The organism is Geodermatophilus africanus, assembly GCF_900107105.1.
Lineage (GTDB): Bacteria > Actinomycetota > Actinomycetes > Mycobacteriales > Geodermatophilaceae > Geodermatophilus > Geodermatophilus africanus.
The window spans coordinates 166,610-191,622 of the sequence record NZ_FNOT01000002.1; the positions used below are offsets into that span (position 1 = coordinate 166,610).

Consider the following 25,013-nt stretch of genomic DNA (forward strand, 5'->3'; position numbering starts at 1 on the left):
TCGTGGGAGTGCCGTCGGGATCCGGGGCTCGCGCCGCGGGCCCCGGCGGCACGTCGGCCCACCGCCGCACGCTCCGGTGGGCGGCCGCCGCCGCGCTGGTGGTGGCCGCCGTGGTCACGGCGACCACGGCCGCGCTGGCGGGGGCTGACGGCCGGGCGGTCGTCGTCCGGACGCCGGACGGCGAGGTGCTCGCCAGCGTCCCGCTGACCGGGGACCGGTTCGCCGTCGGCTACCGCAACAGCGTCTACACCACCCTGGCCGAGGAGCGGTACCGAGTCCTCCCCGACGGCCGCTTCGAGCTCGTCGAGCTGGCCGCCGACCAGGTGGCCGTGCTCGAGGAGTACTACGCCGTCCCCGGCGCCCCCCGGCCGGCACCGTCCGGCGACCGCCGGGCGCACGTGGCCGAGCCCGACCCGGCCCGGCGCGGCGTCTTCGACGTCCTGAACATCGCCGCGACCGAGCTGGGCGAGCGCACCCTGTACGTCCCGGGCGCCGCCCCCGTCCCGATCTGGCGGCTCGTGACCGGGCAGGACCCCACCGTGCTACTGGAGATCGAGCGATGAAGATGAAGCTGCCGGGCCGCTCTCGGACACCCGAGCCCGAGGACGAGCAGACCCGCGAGCACCTGCGGCACGACAGCGCCCACAAGGCCGCCCACCACGCCGCGCACCGGCAGGGCGGCATCGTGGACGTCGCCACCCTGGACAAGCGCCCCGGCGCCGACCCGCTCGACGATCCCGACCGGATCGACGAGGAGGCGCTGATCGCCGAGTTCGAGGCCGAGAAGCCCGCGCGCCACCTCACCGGCTGGCCGAGCTGGGTCACCGCGGTGGTCGGTGTCGGGCTGTCCCTCTTCGCCCTCTACTGGGTCTTCAACCCGATCCCGCGGCAGGTGTACCTGCCGATGTTCCTCTCCGTCGGCCTGTTCCTGACCTTCCTCACCTACCGCGGTTGGCCGCGGTCGGCCAAAGCCAAGGAGGCCGGGAAGCGGGACTCCCCGAACGTCCTCGACTGGCTGCTGGCGATCGCCGCGCTCGTGCCCGGGATCTACATGGTGGCCGACTGGCAGGGCTTCTTCCGGCGGGCGATCCTGCCGACCGACACCGACCTGATCATCGGCACGCTGCTCATCCTGCTGTGCCTGGAGGCCGCCCGGCGCACCGTCGGCGTCCTCGTCCCGATCGTCGTCCTCCTCTTCATCGCCTCGGCGTACTGGGGCTCGTTCATGCCGGCGCCGTTCACCACGGCGAACTTCGGCTGGCCGCGGCTGGTCGGGCACAACGTCATGGGCCTGCAGGGAATCTTCGGCACGCCGCTGGAGGTCGCCGCCACCTACATCATCCTGTTCACCATCTACGGCGCCGTCCTCGCCGCGTCGGGTGCCACCCGGTTCTTCATCGACCTGTCCTTCGCCGCCTTCGGGCAGTCCCCGGCCGGCCCCGGTCGCACGGTGACCCTGTCGGGCTTCCTGCTGGGCACGGTGTCGGGCTCGGGCGTCGCCACGACCGTCACCCTCGGTGGCATTTCCTGGCCGTTGTTGAAGAAGGCCGGCTACCCCAAGGAGGCCGGCGGCGGTGTGCTGGCGGCCGCGGGCATCGGCGCGATCATGTCACCGCCGACCCTCGGCGCGGCGGCGTTCATCATCGCCGAGCTGCTGCAGGTCTCCTACCTCGAGGTGCTGATCTGGGCGACGATCCCGACGATCCTGTACTACCTCGGGATCATCCTGGCGATCGAGATGGACGCCCGGCGGCACAAGACCCACACCGTCGCCATCGAGACCCAGTCGCCGTGGAAGCTGCTGCTGCGCTTCGGCTACCACTTCTCGTCGCTGGCCTCGATCGTCTTCTTCCTGGTGCTGGGGTTCACGCCGTTCCGCGCGGTCGTCTACGCCACCGTGCTGGCGTTCCTGCTGAGCTTCCTGGAGCGCCGGTCGTGGATCACGCCGCGGCGGTTGTGGGACGCGCTGGCCCAGGGCGCGACCGGTGCGCTGTCGGTCATCCCGGTCATGGCCGTCGCCGGCATCATCGTCGGCGTCATGACCCTGACCGGGCTGGCGCTGCGGCTGGCCGGGATCATCGTCGACTTCTCGAACGGCAACGTCGTCCTCACCGCGCTGTTCTCCGCGGTGGTGGTCGTGCTGCTGGGGCTGGCGGTGCCGGTGACGGCGAGCTTCATCATCTCGTTCGTCGTCATCTCGCCGGCGCTGCAGCAGGTCGGCGTCGAGCCGTTCGCCGCGGCGATGTTCATCTTCTACTACGCGGTGCTCAGCGAGGTCTCGCCGCCGACGGCGCTCTCGCCGTTCGCCGCCGCGGCCATCACCGGCGGCAAGCCGGTCAAGACGATGTGGCTGACGTGGAAGTACACGCTGCCGGCGTTCCTGGTGCCGTTCATCTTCGTGCTGTCCCCGCGCGGCGTCGGGCTGCTCTTCGAGGGCGGCGCGGCCACGGTGGCGATCGCCTTCGTCACCTCGGTCGTCGCCGTCGCCTCGCTGGCGGTGGTCACCGGGGCCTGGCTGTTCGGGCCGGCGCGGGTCCCCGAGCGGCTGCTGTTCCTGGTCGCCGCCATCGCGCTGCTGGTGATGACGCCCACGTTCATCGCCGTCGGCGCGGGCTTCGCCGTCGCCGGCCTGCTGGTGCACCTGGTCACCCGCCGCCGGGCCGGGACGGACGACCGTGCGCAGCCCGGCACGGCGGATGCGCCGGGCGGCCCGGCGGACACCCGACCGGTTCCCGCGCCACCGACCCCGCCCGTGGCCAGCACCGCGGCACCCGTGGACCAGCCGCGGACGGAGCGGTGAGCTCCCGGCTCATCAGCGGCGTCGCCGACCTGCACGTGCACGGGGCCCCGAGCCTCGTGCCCCGGCACGGCCTGGACCACGAGGTGGTCGGCGCGCACGCGCAGGTCGGGGTCGACCTCGCCGTGCTCAAGGCGCACGAGGGGTCGACGGCGGAGCGCGCGGTGCTGGCCCGCGATCGGGCGGGGGCCGACGGTGTCCAGGTCCTGGGCGGCATCGTGCTCAACTCGCCGGTCGGCGGGGCCAACCCCGACGCGGTCGAGGTGGCCGCCCGGCTCGGCGGGCGCGTGGTGTGGATGCCGACGGTGTCCGCGCCCGCGCACGTCGCGTCGGCCGCCGCCCCCGAGCTGTCGGTGCACCGGACGCTGTCCTTCCGGCGGGTGGACGTCGTCGGCGAGGACGGCGCGCTGCTGCCCGCGTGGCAGGAGGTGCTGGACGTGGTGGCCGAGCACGACCTGGTGCTGGCCTCGGGGCACCTCACCTGTGCGGAGGCGCTGGTGCTCTTCCGCGCCGCCCGCGCCGCCGGGGTGCGCCGGATGCTGCTCAACCACCCGCGCATGCCGTTCCTGCAGTGGGACGACGCCGCCGCGCCGGAGCTCGCCCGGCTCGGCGTGGTGCTGGAGCTGGGCATCCTCCCCGACCTGCTCACTCCCGACGGACCGCGCTCCACCACGCTCGGCGAGGTCTACCCGCACGACCAGCTGGCCTTCGGCGGCGACCTGGGCCACGCCGACCACCCGACGATGGCCGAGGCGCTGCCCGGCTGGCTGGCCGAGCTGGAGGCCTGCCTGGGCGAGGCGGGCACCGAGCGGGCGCTCACCACCGTCGGCCGCGAGCTGGTGCTGCGGTGATCCGGGTCGCCCTCCTGCCGGGGGACGGCGTCGGCGCGGAGGTGCTCGACGGACCGGCGCGGCTGCTGCGCCGGCTGGCCGGGCAGGGGGTGCTCGAGGTGACCGGTCCCTGGCCGGTCGGCGCCCGGGCCGCCGCGGAGACCGGCGACGTGCTGCCCGCGGAGACGCTGGCCGCCTGCGACGCCGCCGACGCGGTGCTGCTCGGCGCGGTGGGGGAGGACCCCCGCGTGCCGGCCGAGGTGTGCCCGCGCCCGGAGGTGGCGCTGCACCGGCTGCGCGAGCGCTACGACCTGCGCGTCTCGGTCCGCGACGTCCCGTTTCCCGACGGCCGGGAGCTCACCGTCGTCCGCAACCTCATCGGCGGCTCCTACGGCGGCGCCGACGACCGCCTGTTCCGGCCCGACGGCAGCGAGGCCGCCGACGTGCTGCGGCTGACCCGGGAGCGGGTGGCCGAGGTCGTGCACCTGGCGTGCGACGAGCTGGCGCGGCGGGGCGGGGGGCGGCTGGTGTCGGTGGACAAGGCCAACCTCTACGCCACCGGCCGGCTGTGGCGGCAGGTGGCCACCGAGGTCACCCGCGAGCGCGGCGTGGCCGTCGAGCACCGGTACGTCGACCGCGCGGCGTTCGAGCTGGGCTCGGGCGCCCCGGTGCCCGACGTCCTCGTCACCGAGGGCCTGCTCGGCGACGTCCTGTCCGACCTCGCCGCCGGGCGGGCCGGCTCCCCGGCGCTGTGCGGGTCGGCCTCGCTGCACCCCGGCGCGCCGGCCCGCGGCCGGTGCGTCGGCCTGTTCGAGCCGGCGCACGGCTCGGCGCCGCGACGGGCACTGCGCGACGAGGTGGACCCGCTCGGCGGCTTCCTCGCGCTGGCCGCCCTGCTCCGGTACTTCCCGGCCACCCGGGACCTCGGCGCACGGGTGCGCGGGGCCGTGGACACCGTGCTGCGGTCGGGCCCGTGGACCTACGACCTGGCACCCGAGGGCACCGCGCCCGCCTCGACCACCGCGGTCGCCGACGCGGTGCTCGCGGCGTTCGGCGCGCCGGCGGACGCCGAGCCGGCGGTGATGGCGGCCGTGCAGGTGCTCTCCGAGCCGGACGTCCGCGTGCGGGCCGACGTCCTCGAGGCGTGGACGGTCGACGTGCTCGAGACCGTCGGCGTCCGGCCGGCCCACGCCCGCGACACCGCGCGGGTGCTCGGCTACGCCGACCTGTCGGGCATCGACTCGCACGGCACCGCCCGGTTGCCGGCGTACGTCGGCGCCATCGGCGGCGGCGCCATCGCGGTCGACGGCGAGCCGCGCGTGCACTCCGACGGCGGGGCGGTGGCGCTGGTCGACGGCTGCGACCTGCTCGGCCACCCGGTCACCACGTTCGCGGTCGACGAGGCGGTCCGGCGGGCGCGGCGGTACGGCGTCGGCTGGGTCAACGTCCGGAGGAGCAGCCACCACGGCGCCAGCGGCTGCTACGTGTACGACGCGGCGCGGCTCGGGCTGGTCGGGCTGGCGGCGACCAACACCGGACCGGTCGTCGCGCCCGCGGGGGCCGGCCGCCCGTACCTCGGCACCAACCCGCTGGCGCTCGGGGTGCCGGTCGCCGGCGAGGAGCCGCTGGTCTTCGACATGGCGACCTCCGCGGTCGCCGCCGGCAAGTTCGAGATCGCCCTGCGCCTGGGCCGGTCCGTGCCGCTCGGCTGGGGCCTGGACGCCGGGGGCCGGCCGACGACCGACCCGGCCGCCGTCTTCCCGGGCAGGGGCGCGCTGCTGCCCCTGGGCAGCGACCGGGAGCGGTCCGTCCACAAGGGCTACGGGCTGGGCCTGCTCGTCGAGCTCCTGACCGCGGTCCTGGCTGGTGGCCCGACGGGACCGGGGGTGGGGAACCTGACGTTCCGGTCGGGCGCCCGGCCGCCGGGGACCAGCCACCTGGTCGTCGTCCTCGACCCGGCGCGGCTGGGCGACCCGCAGGCCACCGGGGACGGCGCCGCCCGGCTGCTCGCCGGGTTGCGCGCGCTGGACCCGGTCGACCCGGAGCTGCCGGTGCGGACGCCGGGCCAGCGGGCCGCGGCCGAGCGGGCGCGGCGCCGGGCGCACGGCATCCCGCTGGACGCCGAGACGCACCGCGCGCTGGCGGCGCTGGGCGGGCAGGTCGGCCGGCCGCTCGCGGTCGGGGCGCGTGGCTGACCCGGCCGGGGAGGCGGACGCCGACCCCGACGAACGGGGCCGGGGCACCGCGCCCGGCGACCGGCGGGCCCGGTCCCCGGCGGCGGTCGGCGCCGTCCTCCGGGCGGTGGCCGTCTCCGTGCTCGGCGTGCTGCCGGCCTTCCTCGTCGGGGCACTGGCCGTGCAGATCCGCGCCGACCTGGACGTGGGCCTAGGGTTGTTCGGACTGGCCGCGGCGACGTTGTTCACCGTCTCCGGCAGCCTCGCGCGCCCCGGCGGCCGGCTGGTCCAGCGGCTCGGGTCCCGCCGCGGCGCCGCCCTGGCCGCGGCGCTGGCGACGACCTCGCTGACCGTCATCGCCCTCGCCGGCTCGCCGGCCGCGCTGATGGCCGGGCTGGCCGTCGGCGGGCTGGGCAACGCCGTCGCGCAGCCGTCGGCCAACGCGGTGGTCTCCGAGCTGGTCACCGAGCACCGGCTCGGCGTCGCCTTCGGGATCAAGCAGTCCTCGATCCCTGCGGCGACGCTGCTGGGCGGGCTGGCCGTCCCCGGGGTGGCCCTGGTCTTCGGCTGGCGGTGGGCGGTCGCCGGCGCGGTCGGTCTCGCCGTCGTCCTGCTGCTGGCCTCGCTGGCCGGCGGCCGGGACGCCGGGCGGAGGGCCGGTCCGGCGCCCGCCCCCGCCGCCCGGGCGCCGGACCGGGGGCTGCCCCGCGGCGGCCTGGTGGTGCTCACCGTCGGCGGGTTCCTCGGCTCGGCCGCGGCCACGCCGACCGGGGTCTTCCTGGTCGACTCCGCGGTCGCCGCGGGCATGGGCGCGGGCGCGGCCGGCCTGCTGTTCGCGGCCTGCTCGGTGCTGGGTCTCGTCGTCCGGATCGGCTTCGGGTGGTGGGCCGACCGGCACCCCGGGCGCAGCGCCTACCTGTTCATCGCCAACCTGCTGACGCTCGGCACCCTCGGCTACGCCCTGCTGGCCACGGGCGCGGTACCGGCCTTCCTCGCCGGTGGGGTGCTGGCCTACGGCGCCGGCTGGGCCTGGACGGGGTTGTTCCACTTCGCGGTCATCCGCGACAACCGCGGGGCCGCCGCATCGGTCACCGGCTTCGTGCAGACCGGGCTGTCGCTGGGGGCCGCCACCGGACCGCTGCTGTTCGGTCTCGTCGCGCAGGTCTCCTACCCGGCCGCCTGGCTCATGGCCGCCGCCCTCAGCCTCGCCGGTGCCGTCACGGTCCGGGTCAGCCGCCGGATGGTGCGCCGCTCCCGCGGGCTGCCGGTGAGCAGGCGGCCGCCGCCGCGCCCGACCCGAACGCACCCTGCCCCGTCCCCCGAGGAGGAGATGCACCGATGAGCACCTGCCGGCTGCACCCGCGCGGCCCGAGCCCCGACCCGGCCCTGCTGGACCGCTGCCGGGCCCTGCCGACGAGCACCCTGTCCGACAGCATGGAGCGCACCGGCGGCGTCTGCGGCGTGCACCCGGTGCCCGGCGGGCGCTGGCCGCGGGTCGCCGGCCCCGCGCTGACGGTGCGCACCCGTCCCGGGGACAACCTCGTCGTCCACCGGGCCCTCGACCTCGCCCAGCCCGGTGACGTGCTCGTCGTCGACGCCGGCGGTGCCCTCGACCGGGCCGTGCTCGGCGAGCTCATGGCCCGCTGGGCCGCCGCCCGGGGGCTGGCCGCGCTGGTCGTCGACGGCGCTGTGCGCGACGTCGAGGGCCTCGCCGCGGGCGCGCTACCGGTCTTCGCCCGGGGGGTCAACCACCTCGGCCCGTACAAGGTCGGCCCGGGGGAGATCGGCGGTCCGGTGCAGGCCGGCGGCACGGTGGTGCGCGCCGGCGACGTCGTGGTCGGTGACGCCGACGGGGTCGTGGTGGTGCCGCGGGAGCGGGCCGCGGAGGTCGTCGCGGCCGGCGAGGGGCTGGCGCGGGCCGAGGAGGCCGTCCTCGCCGACATCGCGGCCGGCGTCTGGGACCGGTCGTGGGTGGCGGCGGCGCTGACCGAGGTGCCGGTCGGCGAGGAGGTGCGCCGGTGACCCGGTGGGGCCTGGTCGGCTTCGGCGAGGCCGGCCGGGTCATCGGCGGCGCACTCGCCGCCTCCGGGGCCGACCTGGCGGTGCACGACCGCCTGCTGGCCGACCCGGACCGCGGCGCGGAGCTGGCCGCGGCGGTCCGCGCGGCCGGGGCGCGGCCCGTCGCCGACGTCGCGGAGCTGGCCGACCGCGACGTCGTCCTGTCGCTGGTCACCCCGGCCACCGCGGTGGCCGCGGCCGAGGGGTTCGCGCCCGCCGCCCCGGACGGCGTCCTCTACGTCGACCTGAACTCCACCGCGCCGCAGGTCAAGGAGGCGGTGGTCGCCGCGCTGCCCGCCGCCCGCGTCGTCGACGGGGTGATGACCGGCGGCGGCATCCGGCTCGACGGCCGCCGCATCCCGATCTCGCTGGCCGGCCCGGACGCCGGTGAGGCGGCCCGGCTGCTCGGCGGCGCCGGGCTCACCGCGGCCGTCGTCGGCGAGCGGGTGGGCGCCGCCGCGGCGCTGAAGATGCTGCGCAGCGTCGTGGTCAAGGGCCTGGAGGGGCTCTGGACCGAGGCGCTGCTGGCGGCGGCGGAGCTCGACGTCGTGGAGCCGCTGCTCGCCATGGTCGAGGAGACGCTGGACCGCTGGCCCACCCGCGACTTCGCCACGATGCTCGTCACCACCCACGTCGGGCACGCCGGCCGCCGGCAGGTCGAGGCGCGGATGGTGCGCGACACCGTGGCCGGAACCGGGGTGGAGCCGCTGATGTCGGCCGCGCTGGTGGCCCGTCAGGAGCACACCGCGCGCGGGCTGGAGCGGGCCGGACGGCGGCCGGGGGAGGTGCCGGCGACGCTGGCCGAGGCGCTGGAGGTGCTGCGCTCGTTGCCCCGCTGAGCCCGGAACTGTCAGACCGTCCGGGCATGGTGGCGGTGGCATGCCACACGCACTCCGGGGAGGGAATGCCGTGATCCTCGAGCCCCGGGCCGCCGACCTCGACCTCGCCGACCTCGAGACCGCCCTGCTGCGGGCCGCGGTCGGCGACTACTCCGCCGAGGCGGCGGTCCTCCTGCTGGCCAACGCCGGGCACTGGCTGCCGCAGCTGCAGGCCGCGGGCCTGGTGTGCCTGCTCGACGACGTCGACGGCGAGGGGCTGTGGGCGCAGGTCGCCTGGCCGGAGGTCGACGCCGCGCTGCGTGCCGGCACGATCGGCGGCGACGGCAGCCAGCTGCGCCTGCTGCGCGCCGCCGCCTCGCTCGCCGACGGGCAGCCGGTCGACCTCGCCGACCTCGCCGCCGGCCTCGACCGCGATGCGCTCGGGCTGCTGCTGGCCGCCGTCGCCCACGCCGGGGGCAGCCACGGCGACGACCAGCAGCCGCTGGCCGCCTGGCCGGTGCGCGGCTGACCGGGCGGCGCGGCGCTCAGGCCCGCGCGGCGGCCCGGCGCTGCCGGTGCGCGGCCACCAGCGCGGGGCGCTCGCGCAGCAGCAGGTGCCGGCCGAGCACGACGACCAGCCCGGCGACGACGGCCAGGACGGCGGTCGCGGTCCAGGCGACGGCGTAGGAGCTGACCGAGAGCAGCCCGCCGAAGGCCAGCGGCCCGGCCGCCGCGCCCAGCCCCATGCCGCCCTGGGTGATCGACGTGGCCTGGGCGGCCATGCCGTGGTGCATGCGGGTGACGGCGTAGGTCGACAGCCCGGCCCACGCCCAGCCGGTGCAGTAGCCGACCACCGCGCCGATGACGATGAGCGCCTCGACGCCGGTGCCGAGCAGCGCGTAGGACAGTCCGCCCACGGACATCTGCGCGGCGACGACGAGCAGCCAGCGGGTGCGCACGCGGTCGGCCAGCCACCCGACGAGCACCCGGGCGATCGCGCCCACCCCGCCGGCCACCGCGGCGAGCACGCCGGCGGTCGCGGGGGCGATGCCGCCGGCGACGGCGGTCGTGACGAAGAAGGAGCCCAGCGCGTTGCCGGTGCCGGCAGCGAGGGCGAACCCGGCGGCGAGCACGTACAGCGGCGCGCGGCGGAACGGCCCGGCCGCCTCCGACGGCGGCGACGACGACCCGGCCGACCCCAGCCGCCGCTGACCGGGCACGGAGAGCACCACGAGCAGCGCCAGGACCGCGCCGATGCCGAACGCCGTCCGCCAGCCCAGGGGGATGGCGACCAGCGGGACCGCCACGCCGGCCAGCAGCGTCGACAGCGGGATCGCCGCCTGCTTGAGGCCGTAGGCCAGGCCCTGCCGGCCGGCCGACACCGAGCGCGCGATGAGGTCGTTGCTCGCCGGCTGCCCGATGCCGTTGCCCCACCCGCCGAGGACGAGCGCGGCGACGAGGACGGCGGTGTCGCGGGCGGCCAGCGCGACGACGAGCATCGCGACCGCCGCGGTCAGCCCGGCGAGGCGCACCACCCGCACCGTGCCGAGCTTGCGGACCAGCGTCCCCGCGGACAGCGCCGACACCGCCGAGGTGGCGAAGAACGCGGCGACCAGCAGGCCGAGCTGGGACGGGCCGACGCCGAGGTCGGCGCGCACCTGCACCCAGAGCACGCCGACGAGGTAGGCCGGGAGCACGCCCGCGGTGGTCACCGTGACCGCCGCGGTGGCGGCGCGGCGCGGCCCCGCGGGGCGCCCCCGGCCGCGGCTCACGAGGTCCGGCTCACGGCCGGCCGTCCTCGGCCAGCAGCACGCCGACGAGGTGCTCGGCGATGGCCAGCGACGACGTGGCGGCCGGGGAGGGCGCGTTGCGCACGGCCACCACGGCGCCCCGCCGGGTGATGCGGAAGTCGTCGACCAGGCTGCCGTCGGACTCCAGCGCCTGGGCCCGGATCCCCGCGGCCGCGGGCACCATGTCTTCGACGGTCAGCTCGGGCACGTAGCGGCGGGCGGCGGCGGTGTAGGCCTTCTTGGACAGCGACCCGCGCATCTCGGCCAGGCCGGTGCGCCAGTGCTGCCGGGCGAACCGCCGGAAGCCCGGGAAGCGGGCGATCGCGACCAGCTCGGCGGGGGAGACGTCGCGCCACCGGTAGCCCTCGCGGGCCAGCGCCAGGACGGCGTTGGGGCCGACCAGCACCTCGCCGTCGAACCGCGGGGTCAGGTGCACCCCGAGGAACGGGTACCGCGGGTCGGGCACTGGGTAGACCAGGCCGTTGACCAGCGCGCGCTTCTCGGGCGTGAGCGCGTAGTACTCGCCGCGGAAGGGCACGATCCGCGGGGCGTCGTCGTCCCCCGCCAGGCGGGCCAGCCGGTCGACCTGCAGGCCCGCGCAGAGCACCACCCGGTCGGCGGCGACCTCCTCGCCGGCGGTGCTGGTGACCACGACCCGTCTTCCGGTGGACCGGAACGCGGCCACCTCGAAGCCGGTGCGGACCGTGGCGCCGGCGGCCCGGGCGTCGGCGGCGAGCCGCTCGGTGACCGACACGTAGTCGACGATCGCGGTGGTCGGCGAGTGCAGCGCGGCGATGCCGGCGACGTGCGGCTCGAGCTCGCGCAGCTCCGCCCGGTCGATCACCCGGATCCCGGGGACGCCGTTGGCGCGGGCCCGCTCGGCGATCGCGCCCAGCCGCTGCTCCTCGGCGCCGTCCAGCGCGACGAGCACCTTGCCGATCTCGTCGTAGGGCAGGCCGTGCTCGGCGCAGAACTCCTTGAGCAGGGCGACCCCGCGGCGGCACAGCGTCGCCTTGAGCGAGCCGGGCTCGTAGTACAGGCCGGCGTGCACCACGCCCGAGTTCCGGCCGGTCTGGTGGGCGGCGAGCCGGTGCTCCTTCTCCAGGACCGTCACCTCGGCGTCGGGGCGCTCGGCGAGCAGGCGGCGGGCCACCGCTGTCCCGATGATCCCGCCCCCGACCACGGTGTATCGCTGGACCGGCATCGTCCTCCGTCCTCCGGTGCCCCCGCGTCGGTGCGAGGCAGGGGTGGGGGCCCGGCCCGCGACCGGCGGCTACGGTGACCGCTGTGATCTCCGTCGCGTGTCCGGCCCGAGGCCGTCGTCCCCGTCCGCAGGGTAGTTCGCGGTGAGCGCCCTCTCGGGTGTGCTACCGATCACACTGACGCCGTTCACCGACGACGGCTCGGTCGACGAGGGCAGCATCGACAGCCTGGTCGAGGACTACCTCGGCGCCGGGGCCCACGGGCTGACCATCCTCGGGATCATGGGTGAGGCCGCCAAGCTGCTCGACGAGGAGCGCGAGCGGGTGCTGCGGCGCTACCTGCAGGCGACCGCCGGCCGGGTGCCGGTCGTCGCCGGGGTCTCGGCGCGGGCCACGAGGATGGCGCTGGACTACGCCCGCCGCGCCGAGGACGCCGGCGCCGCGGCCGTCATGCTCGCCCCGCCGGAGAACACCCGGAACCTCGACCTGGTCTTCGAGCACTTCCGGCTGGTCGCCGAGGCGGTGTCGGTGCCCGTCGTCGTGCAGGACGAGCCGGTCAACACCGGGGTCGTCATGCCCGCGCCGTTCCTCGTCCGCCTGCTCGACGAGATCGAGGGCTGCCGCTACCTCAAGCTCGAGGAGACGCCGACGCTGCCGAAGATCACCGCGGTGAAGCAGCGGGCCAAGGAGCAGGTGGGCGTCTTCGGCGGCCTCGGCGGGCTCTACCTGTACGAGGAGCTGCTGCGCGGCGCGGACGGCATCATGACCGGCTTCGGCTTCCCGCAGGTGCTGGTCGGCACCTATGAGCGGTTCGTCGCCGGCGACCGCGCGGGCGCGCAGGAGTTCTTCTTCCGGTACCTGCCGCTCATCCGCTACGAGGCCCAGCTCGGCGTCGGCGGGGTGACCATCCGCAAGCAGGTCTTCGCCCGCCGCGGCGCGATCGCCTCGCCGCACGCCCGCTTCCCCGCCCCGCCGGTCGACGAGCTGACCCTCGCCGAGCTCGACGACCTGATCGCGGCCGTCGGCCTGTAGCCCCGTCGTCCCACCCACCGCCCCGGCGGCGCGCTGCCGCGCGCCCGGGGCCCCGCCCGCGAGAGGACCCGCCCGTGCGACTGACGACGCTGCGACTGGACGGCGCCGAGCCCGGGGCGCTGGTGCGCCCCGGCGGTGCCGTGCCGCTGCCCGCCCTCAACGAGCGCCTGCGCGCCGACTGGCCGGCGACCGTGCAGGAGCTCCTCGAGCGCGGCCGGGTCGAGGAGCTGCGCGACTGGGTGGCCGGCCAGGACGCCGCCCGGCTCGACGAGCTCGCGCTGCCGCAGGAGCAGGTGGTCTACGCGCCGCTCTACCGCCGGCCGCGCAAGATCTGGGGCATCGGGCTGAACTACGTCGAGCACGCCGCGGACCTGTCCGAGAAGGCGCCCTCGACCGAGCCGGCCAGCTTCCTCAAGCCCGACACCGCGATCATCGGCCCCGGCGACCCGATCCGGATCCCGCCGCAGTCGCAGCGCACCACCGCGGAGGGCGAGCTGGGCGTGGTCATCGGCCGCGAGTGCAAGGACGTCGACGAGGCCGACGCCCCCTCGGTGGTCGCCGGCTTCACCACGATCGTCGACATGACCGCCGAGGACATCCTCGAGAAGAACCCGCGCTACCTGACCCGCTCGAAGAGCTTCGACACCTTCTTCAGCTTCGGGCCGGAGCTGGTGACCGTCGACGAGGTGGACGACGTCGACGCGCTCGAGGTCGCGACGATCCACAACGGGCAGGTGCACCGGCGCAACGTCGTCTCCCACATGACCTTCCGGCCGTGGTGGCTGGTCGCCTTCCACTCGCGGGTCATGACCCTGCTGCCCGGCGACGTCATCTCGACCGGCACGCCCGGAGCGGTGCACATCCGCTCCGGCGACACCGCCGGCGTGCAGATCACCGGTTTCCGCGAGCTCACCAACCCCGTGGCCTGACGGCCCCCGATCCGACGGAGCGCACCCCGATGGACCTCGAACTCACCGGCCGGGTCGCCCTGGTCACCGCCGCCTCCAAGGGCCTGGGCCGCGCCACCGCGACCCAGCTGGCCGCCGAGGGCGCGCGCGTGATGGTCTCCAGTCGCGGCGCCGACCAGCTGGCGCGGACGGCGCAGGAGATCGCCGACGCCACCGGCGCGCAGGTCGAGCACTGCCCGGCCGACGTCGCCGACGCCGCCGACCTCGACCGGCTGCTGCACGAGACGCAGCAGCGGCTCGGCGGCATCGACGTGCTGGTGAACAACGCCGGCGGGCCGCCGCCGGGCGGCTTCGACGCACTGGACGACGCGACGTGGCAGCAGGCCTTCGAGCTGAACCTGCTCTCCACCGTGCGGCTCTTCCGCGGCGTGCTGCCGCACATGCGCGAGCAGGGCTGGGGCCGGATCGTCACGGTGGCGTCCTCGTCGATCAAGCAGCCGATCGACAACCTCACGCTGTCCAACACCTTCCGGGTGGGGCTGCTCGGGCTGGCCAAGAGCGTCGCCCTGGAGGTGGCGCCCGACGGCGTCCTGGTCAACACGATCGGACCGGGCCGGATCGCCACCGACCGTGTCGCCTCCCTCGACGCCGGGCGTGCCGAGAAGACCGGCCAGTCGGTCGAGGACGTCCGCGCGCAGAGCGAGAAGGGCATCCCGCTCGGCCGCTACGGCACCGCCGAGGAGTTCGGCAAGATGGCGGCGTTCCTCGCCTCCGGCGCCAACACCTACGTCACCGGCCAGAACTTCCTGGTCGACGGCGGCATGGTCCGGGCCATCTGATGCGCCTCGTCCGCTACACCGCGCCCGGTGGTGGCCCGGCGTCGTACGGCCTGATGGAGGGCGACGACGTGGTCCGGCTGGACGGGTCCCCGTTCGACGGCGTCCGGACGACGGAGGAGCGCACCCCGCTCGCCGACGTGCGCCTGCTGGCCCCCGTCGAGCCGAGCAAGGTGCTCTGCCTCGGCCGCAACTACGCCGAGCACGCCAGGGAGCTGGGCAACGAGGTGCCGGAGATCCCGGTGGTGTTCGCCAAGTTCTCCACGTCGGTCGTCGGGCCGGACGCCGAGGTTCCCTACCCGCCGGACACGGCGGACCTGCACTTCGAGGGTGAGCTGGCGGTCGTGATCGGCCGGGAGTGCACGCGGGTCCCGGCCGAGGGGGTGGCCGACGTGGTGCTCGGCTACACGGTCGCCAACGACCTGACCATGCGGGACCTGCAGCGGGCCGAGAAGCAGTGGACCCGCGCGAAGGGCTTCGACCGCTCCTGCCCGCTGGGGCCGTGGGTGGAGACCGACGTCGACCCGGCGGCGCTGTCGCTGCGGACCACCGTGAACGGCGAGGTGCGCCAGGACGGCACGACGGCGGACATGCTGCTCGACGTCGCTAGGTGCGTGTCCTGGGTCAGCCAGACGATGACCCTGCTGCCCGGGGACGTCGTCCTGACCGGCACCCCGGCCGGCGTCGGGCCGCTGCAGGTCGGGGACGAGGTGACCGTGACCATCGAGGGGATCGGGTCGCTCGCCACCCGCATCGTCGGAGGCTGAGCCACCCCGGGTGGTCTCCGGGTCCGGGCCCCGCTCCGGACCGGCTTCGGGTCCGGGCCCCGCTCCGGACCGACCCCTCCTCCGGAGAGAGTCGGCCCCTGCTTCCACCTGTAAGCAGGGGCTGACTCTCCCGGGGACAGGTCGTGCCGGCCGGAGCGGCGCCCCGCCGTGGTCCGGCTCCGTCAGCCGCGTGACGGGAGACCCAGCGCCTGCGCCCACAACCGGGTCAGCGTGGCGACGAGCCGCTCCTCCTCGAAGTCGCCGTCGAGCACCAGCCAGTAGTGCACCGCGCCGTTGACCATGGCGACCAGCGCGTGGGCGGCGTACTCGGCGTCGAGGTCGGCGGCGACGACGCCGTCGCGCTGGAGCTGCTCGATGCTGTGCCGCACCCGGCCGACGTTGCGCTCCCGGGCCGCCCGGCGCAGCGCACGCACCTCCGGGTCGAAGGTGGTCACCTGCTCGAAGAGCGCCATGAGCGCGGTGTTCTGCCGGTACATGGCGACGAACCGGCGGTTGGCCTGGTCGATGCGGTGCACCGCCAGCCCGGCCGGGGAGCCGTCCGGCGGGCCTGCCTCGCCGTGGGTCGCCATCGAGGCGTAGAGGTCGTCCATGGTCTCGGCCACCAGCGCCCGGAAGACGGCGGTCTTGGAGCCGAAGTACGTGTAGAAGCTGCCGTGCGCGACGCCGGCCGCCGCCGAGATGTCGGTGACCCGGGCCGTCAGGAAGCCGTCGCGCTCGAACACCTCACGGGCCGCGGCGAGCAGCCGGGCCCGCATCCGGCGGCCGCGCTCGGTGGTCGGCAGCGCGGGCGGCACGCTCGGGCCGGCGTCCCCGGCGGGCGGCTCGGCCGCGGACGGTCGGGGCACGGGCACCTCCGCGGTTCGTTGACATTGACGTCGATGTCAACTTAGCTGCCAGCGAGCCCACCTGTCGTCCCCCTGAGGAGGCGTCCCGATGACCGCGCCGACGCCGCACCCGCACGACGACGGGCTGCAGTCGCTGCTGCGGCCGCGTGGGATCGCGCTGCTCGGCATCTCCGGCCGGTCCGAGAACCTCATGTCCCGGCCGCTGCGCTACCTGGTCGAGCACGGGTACGAGGGCGGCCTCTATCCGGTCAACCCCAACTACGACGAGCTGGTCGGCCGGCGCTGCTACCCGACGCTGACCGACGTCCCGGGTCCGGTCGACCTGGTGCTGGTGCTCGTCGCCGCCGACCGGGTCGTGGACGCGATCCGGCAGGCCGCCGCGGTCGGTGCGAGGGCGGCGGTCGTCTACGCCTCCGGGTTCGCCGAGGTCGGCCCCGAGGGGGTGGCGCTGCAGCAGCGGCTGGCCGCGGTGGCGCAGGAGACCGGCGTCCGCGTCGTGGGGCCGAACTGCCAGGGCTTCCTCTACGCGCCCACCGGCGTGGTCGCCACCTTCACCGCCGCCGCCGACCGGCCGCTGACCTCCGGCAGCGGCGTCGCCTATGTCGGGCAGAGCGGCGCGGTCGGCGGCTCGGTGCTCGACCTGGCCACCGACATGGGGTTGGGGCTGGCGGCGTGGTTCAGCACCGGCAACCAGGTCGACCTCGACCTGACCGAGGTCTCGCTGCACCTGCTGGCCGACCCGACGGTGCGGGTGCTGATGCTCTACGTCGAGGCCACCGGCGACGGCGCGGCCTACGCCGAGCTCGCCCGCCGCGCGCAGCGGGCCGGCAAGCACCTGGTCGTGCTGCGCTCGGGGCGCTCCAGCGCCGGGCGTCGCGCGGTGGCCAGCCACACCGGCTCGATGCTCGGGGACGACGTCGCCTTCGTGCTCACCTCGCGGCGGTACGGCGTGGTGCTGGTCGACGACATCGACGAGCTGCTCGCCGTCGCCGCGGTGCTGGCCGCCGGCAAGCCGGCGGAGGGGACGCGGGTCGCCGTCGTCACCACCTCCGGCGGGGCCGGCAGCCTGGCCGCCGACCAGTGCGAGGACGTCGGCCTGCAGCTGCCCGAGCTCTCGGCCGCGACCCAGGCGCGGCTGCGCCCGCTGATCCCGCCCTTCGGCGCGCTGGCCAACCCGGTCGACGTGACCGCGCAGCTGTTCAACCGGGGCGCGCACGCCTTCGGCGACGTCTGCCGGATCATCGCCGAGGACGACGCGGTGGACGTCGTCGCCGTCCTCGTGACCATGGTCGTCGGCGACACCGGCGCCCGGCTGGCCGAGGACCTCGTCGCCACCGCCGCCAAGCTGCCCTGCCCGCTGCTGGTCGGCTGGATCGCCGGGCAGGAGCTGACCGTCGAGGGACGCCGGGTGTTCCGGGCGGCGGGCGTCCCGGTGTTCGGCTCGGTCGGCGACCTGGCCCGGGTCGCCGCGCGGCTCGCGCCGCCGGTGCGCCGCGGCACGCCCCCGCCGTTGCCGCCGGTGCCCGGGGTCCCGGCCACGGAGGTGCGCGCGCTGCTCGAAGCCCCGGTGGTCGACGGCGCCGCGCTGCTGCGGTCGGTCGGCATCGCGCAGCCGTCGTCCACGCTGGTCACCACGCCGGAGGCGGCCCGCGAGGCGGTCGCGGCGCTGCCCGGCCCGGGCGTGCTCAAGCTGGCCGCGGCCGACCTCGCGCACAAGAGCGAGGTCGGCGGCGTGCGGGTCGGCGTCGGTCCGGACGAGGCCCCCACCGTCTTCACCGAGCTCCTCGACGCCGCGCGGGCGCACCACGTCCCCGGGGTCGAGGGCGTGCTCGTGCAGGAGCTCATCCCGCCGGGCACCGAGCTGATCCTCGGGGTGACCGCCGGGCGCGACGGCTTCCCGCCCGTGGTCACCGTCGGCCTCGGCGGGGTGACCACCGAGCTGTACCGGGACCTCGCCTCGGCGCTGGCACCGGTGACGCCGGAGGAGGCGTGGGCGATGCTGCGCAGCCTGCGTGCCTGGCCGCTGCTGGCCGGCTTCCGCGGCGCCGAGCCCGCCGACGTGCCGGCCGCCGTCGACGCCGTCGTCCGGCTGTCGCAGGCGGCGCTGGCCGCGGGCGACCGGCTGGCCGAGTTCGAGGTCAACCCGCTGATCGTCGCGCCGCGCGGGCGGGGCGCCACCGCCGTCGACGTCCTCGTCCGCACCACCGGCTCGCGGGAGCCGGTCGGCGAGTAGGCATCCTCGGCAGACCACCCCCAGCAGAGAGGCAGGACACCCCCCGTGGGACAGATCCAGTTGGAGCGGAACGGCGGCGTCGCCGTGTTCACGGTCGACTCGCCCGAGGTCAGGAACGGGCTGACCCCGGAGATGGGGCTGCAGCTCTCGGAGCTCTGCGACGAGGTGGACGCCGACCCGGCGATCGGCGCGGCCGTCGTCCGCGGGGCCGGCGGCACGTTCTGCTCGGGCGCCGACCGGCGACGCTGGACGCCGGGCAGCGACCAGGCCGAGGACAGGACGTACAAGGAGCTCGGCGCGGTCTACACCGCCTTCCGCCGCGTCGGCACCTTGCAGGTGCCGACGATCGCCGCCGTCCGCGGCGCCGCGGTGGGCGCGGGGATCAACCTGGCGCTCTCCACCGACCTGCGCATCGTCGCCGAGGACGCCCGGCTGCTGGCCGGCTTCCTGCGCATCGGCCTGCACCCCGGCGGCGGCTACTTCACGATCAGCAGCCGGACGGCGGGCCGCGAGGCCACCGCCGCGATGGGGCTGTTCAGCGAGGAGGTCGACGGTGTGCGCGCCGCCGAGATCGGGCTGGCGTGGAGGGCGGTGCCCGACGACCAGGTCGAGGACCTCGCCCTCGAGCTCGCCGGCCGCGCGGCCAAGGACCCGGAGCTGGCCCGGGAGGCGGTCCGCTCCTTCCGCACCGAGGCCGGTCCGCCCGGGATCGGCTGGGAGGCCGCCCTGCACTTCGAGCGGGCCACGCAGATGTGGTCCCAGCGGCGCCGCGAGACCGCCTGACCGAGCCCCGCCGGGCCGGCGACGGTGCCGGCCCGGCGGGGACACCCTGGAGGGATGCCATGCAGTTCGCCCCGACCGTGCTCAGCCCGGCCGAGGAGGCACTGCGCGCCGAGGTGCGCGACTTCCTCGCCGCCGAGCTGCCCGCGGACTCCCGGCCCGCGCTCGGCTTCGCCGGCCGGCACGACCCGGAGTTCTCCCGCACGCTGGCCGAGCGCGGCTGGGTCGGCATGGCGATCCCGCCGGAGTACGGCGGCCACGGCCGCAGCGCCGTCGACCGGTTCGTCGTCGCCGAGGAGCTGCTCGCCGCCGGCGCGCCGATCGGGGCGCACTTCGTCGCCGACCGGCAGACCGCGCCGGCGCTGCTGCACTTCGGCACCGAGGAGCAGCGGCGGCGGTTCCTCCCCGGCATCGCCGCGGGGGAGGTGTACTTCTCGCTGGGCATGAGCGAGCCCGACTCCGGCTCCGATCTCGCCTCGGTGCGCACCCGCGCCACCCGGGTCGAGGGTGGCTGGACGGTCACCGGCACCAAGGTGTGGACCAGCGAGGCCCACAACAACCACTTCTTCGCCGTCCTCTGCCGCACCTCGCCGATGGAGGAGGGCCGCAAGCACGCCGGCCTGTCCCAGCTGGTCGTCGACCTGCACGACCCCGGGGTCACCGTCTCGCCGATCCCGTACCTCGACGGGAGCCACCACTTCAACGAGGTCGCGCTGGAGGAGGTGTTCGTGCCCGACGACATGGTGCTCGGCGAGCTCGGCAGCGGCTGGCAGCAGGTGACCAGCGAGCTGGCCTACGAGCGCAGCGGCCCCGACCGCTGGCTGTCGACCTTCCCGGTGCTGCGCGAGTGGCTGCGTGAGCGCCCCGCGGTGACCGACGACGAGGCCGCCGTCCTGGGCCGGCTGGCCGCCCGCGCCCGCGCCATCCGGCACCTGTCGCTGTCGGTCGCCCGCTCGCTCGACGCCGGGGCGGCGCCCTCGGTCGAGGCCGCGCTGGTCAAGGAGGTCGGCACCCGCTTCGAGCAGGACCTGGTCGAGGCGCTGCGGGACGCCGCCGAGACCGAGCTCGACCAGGGCTCCGGCTCGCTGTTCCAGGCGCTGCTCGCCGAGGCCGTGCTGACCTCGCCGTCGTACACGCTGCGCGGCGGCACCACCGAGGTCCTCCGCTCCGTCGCCGCGAAGGGACTGGCCGCATGAGTGACGACCGGCAGATGCTGACCGAGGTCGCGACCGGCCTGTTCGGCGACCTGTGCACCCCCGAGGACGTCGTCGCCGCGGAGGCGACCGCCTGGAGCGGGCGGCTCTGGGACGCGCTGAGCGAGTCCGGCTTCCCGCTGGTGTCGGTGCCCGAGGAGGCCGGCGGCTCCGGCGGGGACGTCGCCGACGCGTGCGCGCTGCTCACCGTCGCCGGACGCTTCGCCGCCCCGGTGCCGCTGGCCGAGACCGGGCTGCTCGCCGGCTGGGCGCTGGCCGCGGCCGGGCTCGAGCTGCCCGAGGGCACGCTGTCGGTGGCGGTCGGCCGGCCCGGGGACACCGTGCGGCTCACCGGCCGGCGCCTGACCGCACGGCTGTCCCGGGTGCCGTGGGGCGGGCGCAGCACCCGGGTGGTGGCGTTCGCCGAGACCGGCGGGCAGCGGGTCGTCGTCTCGGCGCCCACCGCCGCGGCGAGCGTCACGCCCGGCCGCAACCTGGCCGCCGAGCCCCGGGACACCCTCGTCTGGGACGACGTCGAGCTGCCCGAGGACGCGGTGGCGCCGGCGCCGGACGGCGTGGACCCCGCGGCGCTGCGGCTGCGCGGGGCGCTGGCCCGCTCGGCGCAGATCGCCGGCGCGCTGGCCCGGGTGAGCGAGCTGAGCCTGCGCTACACCGGCGAGCGCCAGCAGTTCGGCCGCCCGATCGCCCGCTTCCAGGCGGTGCAGGCGCACCTGGTGACGATCGCGGAGGAGACCCAGCTGGCCGGCCTCGCGGCGCAGGTCGCCGCGCTGAACGCCCGGCCGGACCCCTCGTTCGACGACGTCGCCGCGGCCAAGGCGGCGGCCGGGGAGGCGGCGACGGTCGCCGCCCGGGCCGCCCACCAGGCGCACGGCGCGATCGGCATGACCAAGGAGTACGAGCTCGGCCAGCTCACCCGGCGGCTGTGGTCGTGGCGCGACGAGTTCGGCGGCGAGCGGTACTGGAGCCGGGAGCTGGGCCGCCGGCTCGCCGCCGAGGGCGCCGACGCGCTGTGGCCGAGCATCTCGACGGGGCTGGTGGGCGAGCTCGCGGGCTCACCCGAGGGCGCGGTCGCATGAGCACCGACTGGGACGTCGCCGTCGTCGGCGCGGGCACCGCGGGCCTGGTCGCCGCACAGGTAGCCGCCGAGCGCGGGCTGCGCGTCGTGGCCTACGAGCGGCTGAGCCCCGGCGGTCAGCTGGTCAACCTGACTACGCTGCACGACCACCCCGGCGGGACCGGACCCGAGCTGATGTCGGCGCTGACCGCCGCGGCCGAGGAAGCAGGCGTCCGGATCGCCTACGCCGAGGTGACCCGGGTGCACCCCGGTGGACCGGCCAGGCTGGAGACCGGCGACGGCGAGGTGACCGCCGGCGCGGTGGTCGTCGCGGCCGGGCTGTCCGCCGGGCGGCTGGGGCTGCCGGGGGAGGAGGCGCTGGTCGGCCGCGGGATCTCGACCTGCGCCGGCTGTGACGGGCCGCTGTTCCGCGGCCGCGCGGTCGCCGTGGTGGGCGACGACGAGTGGACGGCGGAGGAGGCGCTCGAGCTGGCCGGCTTCGCCGCCGCGGTGACCGTGCTGGTGCCGGGGGAGCCGCGGTGGTCAGCGGCGCGGGCGGCGCGGCTGGCGGCCGACGGGCGGGTCGACGTCGTGACCGGCGCGGCGGTGACCGCGCTGCGCGGCGAGGGCGTGCTGTCGGGCGTCGTCGTCCGGACTGCCGACGGGGAGCGGGAGCTCGCGGTCGCGGGGGTGTTCCCGTTCGTCGACCGGCGTGGCCCGGAGGGCCTGGTGGCGGGGCTGGCCGCCGACGCGGAGGGCCGGCTGGTCCCGGGGGACGGCGTCCTCGTGGCCGGCGACGCGCGCGCGGGGGCGGAGCAGTCGCTGGCCGCCGCCGAGGCCGACGGGCGCGCCGCCGGGGAGGCCGCGGTCGCGGCACTGGCGGCAACCGCCGGGTCGCTGCGGATCGTGGACCCGACGCACGGCGTGCTGCCCGAGGGCGACGCCGGGCCGGTGGAGGCCACCGACAGCACGGCGACGTGGGCCGACGTCGCGCTGTTCACCAACTCCAAGCCGAACGCGACCGAGCTGCTGCGCGGGCTCGGCGAGCGGCTGCAGGCGCACTGGGAGCTGCCCGAGCTCGGTTTCGCGGCCAAGGAGAGCGCCTCGGTGGCGGCCGACCCCGACCAGATCGACTGGCTGTCGCAGCGGTTCAAGATGGTGCTGGTGGCGGTCGGCGACTAGGGCTCGTGCTCGTCGTGGAGTCTCCACGACTCGGTGGAACTGGAGCGGCGCGGCGTCGTGGCACCCCTGGTGGTGACCGAGACGTTCCTGCCGCTGGTGCAGGCGCAGGCCCAGGCGCGACGCGTGCAGCCGCGCCTTCTGGTGGTGCCGCACCCGGTGGGCGGCCTCACCGGGACCGAACTGGCCGGGCGGATCGAGGGTGCGGCGGCCGAGCTGCTGCGGATGGCCGACGAGGCGAGGGGTCAGTCGTGAGTGCCGTGCTGGACCTGCGCGGGGTCACCGAGGAGAGCTGGCAGGAGGAGGCGTACCGCCGCGGCTGGGGCGACGGCCTGCCACTGGTGGCCCCGACGCCGGCCCGGGTGGCGGCCGCGCTGGCCGCGCTCGACGGCATCGACCTGGAGCTGGGGCCGCTGCCGCCGTCCGGGCTGGTGCCGACCCGGGAGAGCTTCGCCGCCAACGCCGTGATGGCCGGCTGCCGGCCGGCGGACCTGCCGGTGGTGCTCGCCGCCGTCCGCGCGCTGCAGGCACCCGAGTACAACCTGCACGGCGTGCTGGCCACGACGCACCCGTGCGCGCCGATGGTCGTCGTGAACGGCCCCGTGCGCGCGGAGCTGGGCGTCAACTCCGGCGCCAACTGCCTGGGCCAGGGCACCCGGGCCAACGCGGTCATCGGCCGGGCGGTGCAACTGGTCACCACGCACGTCGGCGGGGCGCGGCCGGGCGTCATGGACCGCGCGACACAGGGCGGGCCGGCGAAGTACACCTTCTGCTTCGGCGAGAACGAGGAGGAGAGCCCCTTCCCGCCGTTCTCGGTGCGCCGCGGCTTCGCGCCGGGGGAGTCGGTGGTGACGGTCGCGGCGACCGAGGGGCCACACAACGTCAACGACCACGGCGGGACGACGGCCGAGGACCTGCTGCTCACCATCGCCGGGACCATGGCCCAGCCGGGGTCGAACAACGTGTACGTGAAGGGTCCGCACTTCCTGGTGCTGGGCCCGGAGCACGCGGCGACGTTCGCCCGCGACGGGTGGACGGCGGAGGCGGTGCGGGGCGCGCTGTGGGAGCGGGCGCGGATCCCGGTGTCGCGGGTGTCGGAGGCCAACCAGCGGCAGTTCGAGGACTGGGGCGTGGTGCCCGACGGGGACGCGTACCCGGTGAGCACCGGCCCGGAGATGCTGCACGTGCTCGTGGCCGGGGGAGCGGGCAAGCACTCGGTGTGGATCCCGTCGTTCGGGGCGACGGCGGCGGTGTCGCGCGCCGTGCCCGCCCGCCCGTGACCCGTGCCTGACTTGCCGCTGCTCGGGCCGGACGCCGACCCCGCCGCGGTGGCCGACGAGCTGCTGACCGCGGGCCACGGTGACGGGCTGCCGGTGGTGCCGCCGACCGCCGACCGGCTGGCGGCGCTGGTGGACGGCGTCGCCGCACCGGACGCCGTCCTCGGGCAGGTGCCGCCGCTGTTCGGCGAGCTGACCGTGCGGGCGGTCGCCTGGTACGCGGTGCTGGCCGGGTGCCGGCCGGCCGAGCTGCCGGTCGTGGTCGCCGCGGTGCGGGCGGCGCTGGAGCCGCGGTTCAACCTGCTGGGCATCGCGACGACCACCGGGTCGCCCGCGGTGGCGGTGCTGGTGCACGGTCCGGTCGCGGCGTCCCTGGGACTGACGCCGGCCGGCGGGCTGGGGCCGGGGTCGCGGGCGAACGCCTGCGTCGGGCGGGCGGTGTCGCTGGCCCTGGCCGGCATCGGCGGTGCGCGGGCCGGGCTGACCGACATGGCGACGATCGGCTGGCCGGGGAAGTACACCTGCTGCACCGCGTCGCTGCCGGGCCCGTTCCCGCCTCCGGCGGACGGCGACGCGGTGACCGTCGTCGGCGCCAGCGGGGTGCTCGAGGTGCTGCCGGCGTCGGGCTACCGGACCCCGGCCGAGGTCCTCGCACCGGCCGCCGCGGCCCTGGCCGGGGTCGCGCTGGCCGCCGGCGACCCGGGCGCCTTCCGTGACGGCGAGCAGTTCCTGCTGCTGCCGCCGGAGCCGGCCGGGTTCCTGCACGGCCACGGGTGGGGCCCGGAGGAGGTGTCGGGGTTCCTGTTCGCGGAGGGCAACGCGGTGCTCGCCGCCGGGGCCGCGCAGCTGGCCGGGGGATCGTCCGCCTACGGGGCCGGCGACCTGCGGGTGGCCGCCTCGGCCGGGGACGTCCGGGTCGTGGTCACCGGTGGACCGGGCGTCAAGATGGCGCTGCTGCCCAGCTGGATGGGCGGCACCCGCTCGGTCACCGCCGCCGTCCACCCGCTCTGACGCCGCGTCCGCCGCCCTGACCGCCCGACGCCGCTCGAGCCGCGAGCCGCTTCCGGCCCGGTCAGCCCGCCGGACTCGGGATCGGGACGGCGCCGCAGGCCGGGCGCCGCGGCACTCGTGCTCCGGCGACCTCCACCCCTGCTTACACCTGGAAGCAGGGGTGGAGGTTCGCGGAGGAGGTGGTGCC

At 76.4% G+C, this 25,013-nt stretch carries 21 protein-coding genes and 1 pseudogene; 19 read left to right on the top strand and 3 right to left on the bottom strand.

What is annotated here, in order from left to right:
* Positions 1-2: 2 nt before the first annotated feature.
* The 8 genes from BLW63_RS03425 to BLW63_RS03460 all read left to right on the top strand — a co-directional run bounded on the left by BLW63_RS03425 (position 3) and on the right by BLW63_RS03460 (position 9,206).
* The gene (locus BLW63_RS03425; protein WP_091151513.1) at positions 3-563 is read left to right on the top strand and encodes a hypothetical protein; all 561 of its coding nucleotides are present in this window, start codon (positions 3-5) and stop codon (positions 561-563) included.
* Positions 560-2,800, top strand: a complete 2,241-nt coding sequence (locus BLW63_RS03430) for a TRAP transporter permease (RefSeq protein ID WP_244522327.1) — start codon at positions 560-562, stop codon at positions 2,798-2,800. The genes BLW63_RS03425 and BLW63_RS03430 overlap by 4 nt, the downstream gene beginning before the upstream one ends.
* Complete coding sequence (locus BLW63_RS03435) at positions 2,797-3,648, top strand: DUF6282 family protein (protein ID WP_091151517.1); 852 nt, start codon at positions 2,797-2,799, stop codon at positions 3,646-3,648. The genes BLW63_RS03430 and BLW63_RS03435 overlap by 4 nt, the downstream gene beginning before the upstream one ends.
* Positions 3,645-5,822 carry an Ldh family oxidoreductase gene (locus tag BLW63_RS03440; RefSeq protein ID WP_170856627.1) on the top strand — a complete coding sequence of 726 codons (2,178 nt, stop codon included), beginning with the start codon at positions 3,645-3,647 and terminating at the stop codon, positions 5,820-5,822. The genes BLW63_RS03435 and BLW63_RS03440 overlap by 4 nt, the downstream gene beginning before the upstream one ends.
* Positions 5,815-7,143: an MFS transporter gene (locus BLW63_RS03445; protein ID WP_091151521.1), complete on the top strand. Its 1,329-nt coding sequence runs from the start codon at positions 5,815-5,817 to the stop codon at positions 7,141-7,143. Before BLW63_RS03440 ends, BLW63_RS03445 begins: the two co-directional genes overlap by 8 nt.
* A complete protein-coding gene (locus tag BLW63_RS03450; protein WP_091151523.1) occupies positions 7,140-7,823 on the top strand; it encodes an RraA family protein in 684 nt (227 codons plus the stop codon). The genes BLW63_RS03445 and BLW63_RS03450 overlap by 4 nt, the downstream gene beginning before the upstream one ends.
* Complete coding sequence (locus BLW63_RS03455) at positions 7,820-8,698, top strand: DUF1932 domain-containing protein (RefSeq protein WP_091151525.1); 879 nt, start codon at positions 7,820-7,822, stop codon at positions 8,696-8,698. Before BLW63_RS03450 ends, BLW63_RS03455 begins: the two co-directional genes overlap by 4 nt.
* Positions 8,699-8,768: 70 nt before the next feature.
* Positions 8,769-9,206: a hypothetical protein gene (locus BLW63_RS03460; protein ID WP_091151527.1), complete on the top strand. Its 438-nt coding sequence runs from the start codon at positions 8,769-8,771 to the stop codon at positions 9,204-9,206.
* Positions 9,207-9,222: 16 nt separating this feature from the next.
* Here the strand turns inward: BLW63_RS03460 and BLW63_RS03465 are convergent, their stop codons facing one another.
* The gene (locus tag BLW63_RS03465; RefSeq protein ID WP_091151530.1) at positions 9,223-10,449 is read right to left on the bottom strand and encodes an MFS transporter; all 1,227 of its coding nucleotides are present in this window, start codon (positions 10,447-10,449) and stop codon (positions 9,223-9,225) included.
* A 10-nt stretch (positions 10,450-10,459) separates the two neighbouring features.
* Positions 10,460-11,671 (bottom strand): L-2-hydroxyglutarate oxidase, encoded by a 1,212-nt coding sequence (gene lhgO, locus BLW63_RS03470; protein ID WP_091151532.1) that lies wholly within the window; start codon positions 11,669-11,671, stop codon positions 10,460-10,462.
* 142 nt (positions 11,672-11,813) lie between these two features.
* On the opposite strand from lhgO, the gene BLW63_RS03475 reads away from it, so the two are divergent.
* The 4 genes from BLW63_RS03475 to BLW63_RS03490 all read left to right on the top strand — a co-directional run bounded on the left by BLW63_RS03475 (position 11,814) and on the right by BLW63_RS03490 (position 15,212).
* A complete protein-coding gene (locus BLW63_RS03475) occupies positions 11,814-12,701 on the top strand; it encodes a dihydrodipicolinate synthase family protein (protein ID WP_091151533.1) in 888 nt (295 codons plus the stop codon).
* A gap of 74 nt (positions 12,702-12,775) precedes the next feature.
* The gene (locus BLW63_RS03480; protein WP_091151535.1) at positions 12,776-13,630 is read left to right on the top strand and encodes a fumarylacetoacetate hydrolase family protein; all 855 of its coding nucleotides are present in this window, start codon (positions 12,776-12,778) and stop codon (positions 13,628-13,630) included.
* 29 nt (positions 13,631-13,659) lie between these two features.
* Positions 13,660-14,448 carry an SDR family oxidoreductase gene (locus BLW63_RS03485; protein ID WP_091151537.1) on the top strand — a complete coding sequence of 263 codons (789 nt, stop codon included), beginning with the start codon at positions 13,660-13,662 and terminating at the stop codon, positions 14,446-14,448.
* Entirely contained in the window at positions 14,448-15,212 is a 765-nt protein-coding gene (locus BLW63_RS03490) for a fumarylacetoacetate hydrolase family protein (protein ID WP_091151540.1), read from the top strand. Before BLW63_RS03485 ends, BLW63_RS03490 begins: the two co-directional genes overlap by 1 nt.
* Before the next feature lie 182 nt (positions 15,213-15,394).
* Here BLW63_RS03490 and BLW63_RS03495 read toward each other — a convergent pair whose 3' ends face one another.
* Positions 15,395-16,078 carry a TetR/AcrR family transcriptional regulator gene (locus BLW63_RS03495; protein WP_244522328.1) on the bottom strand — a complete coding sequence of 228 codons (684 nt, stop codon included), beginning with the start codon at positions 16,076-16,078 and terminating at the stop codon, positions 15,395-15,397.
* 88 nt (positions 16,079-16,166) lie between these two features.
* On the opposite strand from BLW63_RS03495, the gene BLW63_RS03500 reads away from it, so the two are divergent.
* The 7 genes and pseudogenes from BLW63_RS03500 to BLW63_RS03535 all read left to right on the top strand — a co-directional run bounded on the left by BLW63_RS03500 (position 16,167) and on the right by BLW63_RS03535 (position 24,826).
* Entirely contained in the window at positions 16,167-18,311 is a 2,145-nt protein-coding gene (locus BLW63_RS03500) for an acetate--CoA ligase family protein (RefSeq protein ID WP_091151542.1), read from the top strand.
* A gap of 45 nt (positions 18,312-18,356) precedes the next feature.
* Positions 18,357-19,094 (top strand): enoyl-CoA hydratase/isomerase family protein, encoded by a 738-nt coding sequence (locus BLW63_RS03505; protein ID WP_091151543.1) that lies wholly within the window; start codon positions 18,357-18,359, stop codon positions 19,092-19,094.
* A 59-nt stretch (positions 19,095-19,153) separates the two neighbouring features.
* Positions 19,154-20,287 (top strand): acyl-CoA dehydrogenase family protein, encoded by a 1,134-nt coding sequence (locus BLW63_RS03510; RefSeq protein WP_091151545.1) that lies wholly within the window; start codon positions 19,154-19,156, stop codon positions 20,285-20,287.
* The gene (locus BLW63_RS03515) at positions 20,284-21,381 is read left to right on the top strand and encodes an acyl-CoA dehydrogenase family protein (RefSeq protein ID WP_091151548.1); all 1,098 of its coding nucleotides are present in this window, start codon (positions 20,284-20,286) and stop codon (positions 21,379-21,381) included. Before BLW63_RS03510 ends, BLW63_RS03515 begins: the two co-directional genes overlap by 4 nt.
* Positions 21,378-22,793, top strand: a pseudogene (locus BLW63_RS03520) (UGSC family (seleno)protein). The gene BLW63_RS03515 and the pseudogene BLW63_RS03520 overlap by 4 nt, the downstream one beginning before the upstream one ends.
* A complete protein-coding gene (locus BLW63_RS03530; RefSeq protein WP_211516982.1) occupies positions 22,790-23,818 on the top strand; it encodes a hypothetical protein in 1,029 nt (342 codons plus the stop codon). Before BLW63_RS03520 ends, BLW63_RS03530 begins: the two are co-directional and overlap by 4 nt.
* Before the next feature lie 3 nt (positions 23,819-23,821).
* The gene (locus tag BLW63_RS03535) at positions 23,822-24,826 is read left to right on the top strand and encodes a hypothetical protein (protein WP_091151554.1); all 1,005 of its coding nucleotides are present in this window, start codon (positions 23,822-23,824) and stop codon (positions 24,824-24,826) included.
* Positions 24,827-25,013: the final 187 nt, after the last annotated feature.

Excerpts from the sequence above, each read along its gene's own strand:
- BLW63_RS03430 (WP_244522327.1), top strand. The coding sequence starts at position 560 with ATGAAGATGAAGCTGCCGGGCCGCTCTCGGACACCCGAGCCCGAGGAC.
- BLW63_RS03450 (WP_091151523.1), top strand. The coding sequence starts at position 7,140 with ATGAGCACCTGCCGGCTGCACCCGCGCGGCCCGAGCCCCGACCCGGCC.
- lhgO (WP_091151532.1), bottom strand. The coding sequence starts at position 11,671 with ATGCCGGTCCAGCGATACACCGTGGTCGGGGGCGGGATCATCGGGACA.
- BLW63_RS03485 (WP_091151537.1), top strand. The coding sequence starts at position 13,660 with ATGGACCTCGAACTCACCGGCCGGGTCGCCCTGGTCACCGCCGCCTCC.
- BLW63_RS03490 (WP_091151540.1), top strand. The coding sequence starts at position 14,448 with ATGCGCCTCGTCCGCTACACCGCGCCCGGTGGTGGCCCGGCGTCGTAC.
- BLW63_RS03500 (WP_091151542.1), top strand. The coding sequence starts at position 16,167 with ATGACCGCGCCGACGCCGCACCCGCACGACGACGGGCTGCAGTCGCTG.
- BLW63_RS03510 (WP_091151545.1), top strand. The coding sequence starts at position 19,154 with ATGCAGTTCGCCCCGACCGTGCTCAGCCCGGCCGAGGAGGCACTGCGC.
- BLW63_RS03515 (WP_091151548.1), top strand. The coding sequence starts at position 20,284 with ATGAGTGACGACCGGCAGATGCTGACCGAGGTCGCGACCGGCCTGTTC.